Genomic DNA, 4489 nt, shown 5'->3' with positions numbered 1-4489 from the left:
GCCACCGGGCTGGAGCCGAGCGCGCCGAAGTCCAGCTCCTTGGCGATGAACGCGGTGTTGATGTCCGCGCCGGAGTCGAACTTGATCCACTTGATGTTGTAGTCGGGCAGCGCCTCTTCGAGCCACTTGTTGTTCTTGACGATCAGATCCCCGCTGGGGAACGTCTGGTATCCGAGGCGCAGGGTGGGCTTGGCGGAGTCCTGTCCGGAGTGGTCCACCGCGCAGCCGGCCAGTGCAAGCGCCGAGACGGCGACCGCCGCCATTAGTGCCTTCAGTTTCATCAAATCTTTCCTCTCCAGGGGACCGCGCGCCGTTCCACGGTGCGAAGCAGACCGTCGATGATCAGACCCGAGAACCCGATAGCGAAGATGCCGACCAGTACGACGGGGGTGTTGTTGTAGTTACTTGCGTCCTTCACCAGGCCGCCGATGCCGGGGATGCCGTTGAACAGCTCGGCGGCGACCACCGATGAGTAGGCCATGCCGACCGCAAGGCGGATACCGGTGAACGTCTCGGGCAGCGCCGAGGGCACGACGACGTCGCGGATCACCTGCGCCCGGGTCGCGCCGAGCGCGCGGGCCGCCTCGGTCAGTCCGACCGGAGCCGCGACGACGGCGGCCGTGGTTGCCACCGCCGCGGGCGGAAGCGCCGCGAGCGCCAACAGCGTGATCTTCGGCGCCTCGTCGATGCCCAACCAGATCACCAGCAGGAAGAAGTACGCCAGCGGGGGAAGTGCGCGCAGGAACGTCAGCCACGGTTCGAGGACGCTGCGCACCCAGCCGATGGAGCCCATCACCAGACCGAGCAGCACACCGAGACCGACGCCGATCACGACGCCGACCAACACCCGCCGCAGCGTCATGTAGAGGTGTTCCCACAGCAGGTAGCCTGCGTAGCCGCGGACTCCGTCGTGAGTGGTCGAGACGTCGATGAAGGCGTGCCACACCGTGCTCGGGTAGGGCACGAAGGTTTGGTTCCAGATGCCCGCGGCGGCGGCGAGCTGCCATACGATCCCGAAGACGACGACGGACAGGAGCGGCAGCGCGGCGCGGGTCAACCGGCCACGCCAGCGACCCCGGGTTGGCGTGGACGTGATCGGCGAGTCGACTTGCGACTCATCCGGCGTGATATCGACGAAGACCGACACTAATCCTGCGACTTCCTGCGATGTCTGGGCTGATGCTGGACGGAGGGCGTCAGCGACAGCAGGAATCGGCAGGCGATGTCGCGCTCATTCCGACATTGCTACCGGGGGCCAACCGGCTGGGAAAGGGCTGCGATCACGCTGAATCTAAATCGGCGTCCAAAACGGGACATCGCGCACGAGCGGGGCACAGGTACCCGCTCGAAGCGTCCTTCAAACATCGACTTCGCACCCGACGTCGATCCGCGCGGAAAGCTCAGCCTCACAGGCGAATTGACGTGGGCATGGGAGCACCGCCGCTACGTCCGACGACCGAATGCACCCAACCACCTTTCCGGCATCGGACAATCGAGGTAGGCTCAACTCGTCCACCTGGACTCACCGCCGTTTAGTGCAAAGCGGCCGTAACGCCGCACCGCGAGCGGGCAAAGTCATCTGACCTCGAGCAAGCGCCCGCTTTCGCAGATATGTGGCGACGGCAGATCGCCGGTCCGTCGAACCGACGGATGACGATGCAGCGCGCCCCTTCACGAGGGCCGTCGTACGACGACGCGGCGCCGCATCCTGGAGACCCTCTAAGGGGGGCCGCGCATGCATGACCAATACTGGACGACGAAGATCGAACTGGGCTCGCTGGTCGGGAAGAGGCTCCGATGAGCGTCGACACACTTGCGCCTGAAGCGGTTGCGCCCGAAGCGGTTACGCCGCCCAAGCACGCCGACGAGTACCCCGACGTCGTGGACATGTTCCTCGTCCTCAAGACGCTGCCTGCCGAATCGGCCGAGTACGCCCGCCAGCGAGAGCGCATCGTGACCAGGTGCCTGCAGCTTGCCGACCACGTCGCGCGGCACTACGACCGGCGCGGGGAGAACCTCGAGGACCTGACCCAGGTCGCCCGTCTCGGCCTGATGAACGCCGTGAACCGGTTCGACCCGGAGAAGAGTTCGAGCTTCCTCGCCTTCGCGGTCCCGACGATGATGGGTGAGGTCCGTCGGCACTTCCGCGACCATGGCTGGTCGATGCACGTGCCTCGACGGATCCGGGATCGGCACGGGCAGATCACCAGGGCGACAGCGCAGTTGACGCAGGATCTCGGGCGGGCCCCGACGGCTAGCGAGCTGTCGGAGCTTCTCGGCCTCGATCGGGAAGAGGTCGTCGAAAGCCTCATCGCGGCGGCGTCGTACAACGTGCACTCCATCGACGCGCCCGTCGCGGGCGGTGATGGAGGCCCGCGGATGCTGGCGGACACGATCGGCGACGTCGACCTCGAGTTCGACCACATCACCGACCGGGAGACGGTGCGACCGCTGCTGGCGGCGCTTCCCGAACGCGAGCGTTCCGTGTTGTATCTGCGTTTCTTCGCCTCGATGACGCAGAGCCAGATCGCCGAGCGGATCGGCGTCTCCCAGATGCACGTGTCGCGGATACTCGAGCGGACCCTGACGAAGCTCAGGGATCAGCTCCAGGCAGCGGGTTTGGAGCCACCCGCAACCGCAGGAACCTGATCCGCCGGCATCGCGACCCCGATGCCGGCGAGGACGTCGGCAAGGTGCCCTCTGACCCGGGCGTCCTGCTCGGCAGACACACGGATGCGGTGATCGTTCGGGTGCGGCGGCTCGGGTCTGCCGACCGTGTCTGCGATGACCGAACGCAGGTGGTGCTTGATCGCCAGGACGTCGACCCAGTCGAAGCACGAGGCGAGCTCCGGGTCGGCGATGACCCGCAGATAGCAGTCCTCGACCACCTCGACTGACGTGGCGTGCCCGCCAACCTCGGGCATCGTGGTGGTACTCCGGCGGCGCATGCAACCGCAGCCTGTCCGAGCATCGTTACGGCCGTGATCTTGGTCGTTTCCGGACGCGTTTCGGTCCGCTCACCGGCGCTGCCAGCCGCCTGTGAGCTTTCGTTCTTGGAACGGTTCCCAAGAATTCGTTGAGAATCCGCCAAGATCGGCCAGCTCGGTCGACGACGAGTTCCTGACCAACATCGACGCAGAGGGCATCGCGTTCGACTCGGCAAGTGCCGCCATCGAGGACGCACATCTGGTGTGCAGCTACCTGGCCGACGGTGAGACCGGCGTCAGCATCGGTGGCGAGATCATGGACAACACCGATCTGTCCGCGCATCAGGCGGCGGTGTTCGTGGTCGAGGCGGCCAGCGCCTACTGCCCCGGATACCTGGATCAGATGGCGTAGTCGGAGCGCCTCGAGTTCTTCGATGACGCCGCCGACGGCATCCAGGTCGCCGTCCGCCTCTGACCGCCAGAGGGGGACGCGCGTGCTCGTGGCGCAGATGGGAGACTCTTCCGATGATCATCGGGATACCGCGCGAGTCTCACGCGGGTGAGACGCGCGTCGCCGCGACGCCGCAGACCGTCGGACAACTCCTCAAACTGGGCTACTCCGTCGTGGTCGAATCCGGTGCAGGCGATGCCTCCAGCTTCTCCGATGCCGCCTACATCGAGGCCGGCGCCGAAGTCGGTGATGCGTGGGCCGCCGACGTCGTGCTCAAGGTCAATGCACCCACCGATGAGGAGATCGGGGCATTGCGCGACGGTGCGACGCTGGTCAGCCTGATCTCGCCGGCGCTGAATCCGGAGTTGGTCGAGAAGCTGTCCGCACGACCGATCACGGTGCTGGCAATGGACGCGGTGCCGCGGATCTCGCGGGCGCAATCGCTGGACGTGCTGTCGTCGATGGCCAACATCGCCGGATATCGGGCCGTGGTCGAAGCGGCCCATGCCTTCGGCCGGTTCTTCACCGGGCAGGTGACCGCGGCGGGCAAGGTGCCGCCGGCGAAGGTGCTCGTGGTCGGCGCGGGCGTGGCCGGACTGGCCGCCATCGGCGCGGCAGGCAGCATGGGCGCCATCGTGCTGGCCACCGACCCGCGGCCCGAGGTCGCCGAGCAGGTCAAATCCCTCGGCGGGGAGTACTTGTCCGTCGAGGAGCCGGAGGCCAAGGAAAAGGCAGAGGTCTCGGCCACCGGGTACGCCAAGGAGATGGGCGACGACTACAAGGTCCGCGAGGCGGCGCTGTACGCCGAGCAGTCCAAGGACGTCGACATCATCATCACCACCGCGCTGATCCCCGGCCGGTCTGCGCCCCGCATCATCACCGCGGAGATGGTCGCCGCGATGAAGCCGGGCAGCGTGATCGTGGACATGGCCGCGGCCAACGGCGGCAACGTCGAGGGCACCGTCAAGGATCAGGCCATCGTCACCGACAACGGCGTGACGATCATCGGCTACTCCGACCTGGCCGGGCGACTGCCCGCGACGGCTTCCCAGCTCTACGGCACCAACCTGGTCAACCTGCTCAAGCTGCTCACCCCCGAGAAGGACGGGCA

General features: G+C 66.5%; 5 protein-coding genes and 1 pseudogene. 3 read left to right on the top strand and 3 right to left on the bottom strand.

Annotated features, from left to right (window positions below; all coding sequences use genetic code 11):
• Both QOC69_RS35135 and QOC69_RS35130 read right to left on the bottom strand, forming a co-directional pair.
• Positions 1-281 (bottom strand): annotated as a pseudogene (locus QOC69_RS35135) (glycine/betaine ABC transporter substrate-binding protein); the annotation flags it as partial.
• Positions 281-1147 (bottom strand): ABC transporter permease, encoded by an 867-nt coding sequence (locus QOC69_RS35130; RefSeq protein ID WP_526447309.1) that lies wholly within the window; start codon positions 1145-1147, stop codon positions 281-283. The gene QOC69_RS35130 and the pseudogene QOC69_RS35135, both read right to left, overlap by 1 nt.
• Positions 1148-1797: 650 nt before the next feature.
• On the opposite strand from QOC69_RS35130, the gene QOC69_RS35125 reads away from it, so the two are divergent.
• A complete protein-coding gene (locus QOC69_RS35125) occupies positions 1798-2649 on the top strand; it encodes an RNA polymerase sigma factor SigF (RefSeq protein WP_526447307.1) in 852 nt (283 codons plus the stop codon).
• On the opposite strand, the gene QOC69_RS35120 is transcribed toward QOC69_RS35125, so the two are convergent.
• Positions 2601-2948, bottom strand: a complete 348-nt coding sequence (locus tag QOC69_RS35120) for a globin family protein (RefSeq protein ID WP_526447305.1) — start codon at positions 2946-2948, stop codon at positions 2601-2603. The genes QOC69_RS35125 and QOC69_RS35120 overlap by 49 nt on opposite strands.
• A gap of 91 nt (positions 2949-3039) precedes the next feature.
• Between QOC69_RS35120 and QOC69_RS35115 the strand changes: the two genes are divergently transcribed.
• Both QOC69_RS35115 and QOC69_RS35110 read left to right on the top strand, forming a co-directional pair.
• On the top strand, positions 3040-3339 hold the full coding sequence (locus tag QOC69_RS35115; protein WP_526447303.1) for a DUF732 domain-containing protein: 300 nt from the start codon (positions 3040-3042) through the stop codon (positions 3337-3339).
• 113 nt (positions 3340-3452) lie between these two features.
• Positions 3453-4489, top strand: a 1037-nt coding sequence (locus QOC69_RS35110; protein ID WP_526447301.1) for a Re/Si-specific NAD(P)(+) transhydrogenase subunit alpha, incomplete at its 3' end; no start/stop codon positions are given.

Origin of the sequence: Mycobacterium sp. (assembly GCF_032162105.1) — a bacterium.
Taxonomy (GTDB): Bacteria; Actinomycetota; Actinomycetes; order Mycobacteriales; family Mycobacteriaceae; genus Mycobacterium.
The sequence above is the reverse complement of the archived record's forward strand: the minus strand, read 5'-3'. Positions and strand labels throughout refer to the sequence as shown.

Bases quoted from the DNA above. Each gene is read 5' to 3' on its own strand.
- QOC69_RS35120 (WP_526447305.1), bottom strand. From the start codon at position 2,948: ATGCGCCGCCGGAGTACCACCACGATGCCCGAGGTTGGCGGGCACGCC.
- QOC69_RS35125 (WP_526447307.1), top strand. From the start codon at position 1,798: ATGAGCGTCGACACACTTGCGCCTGAAGCGGTTGCGCCCGAAGCGGTT.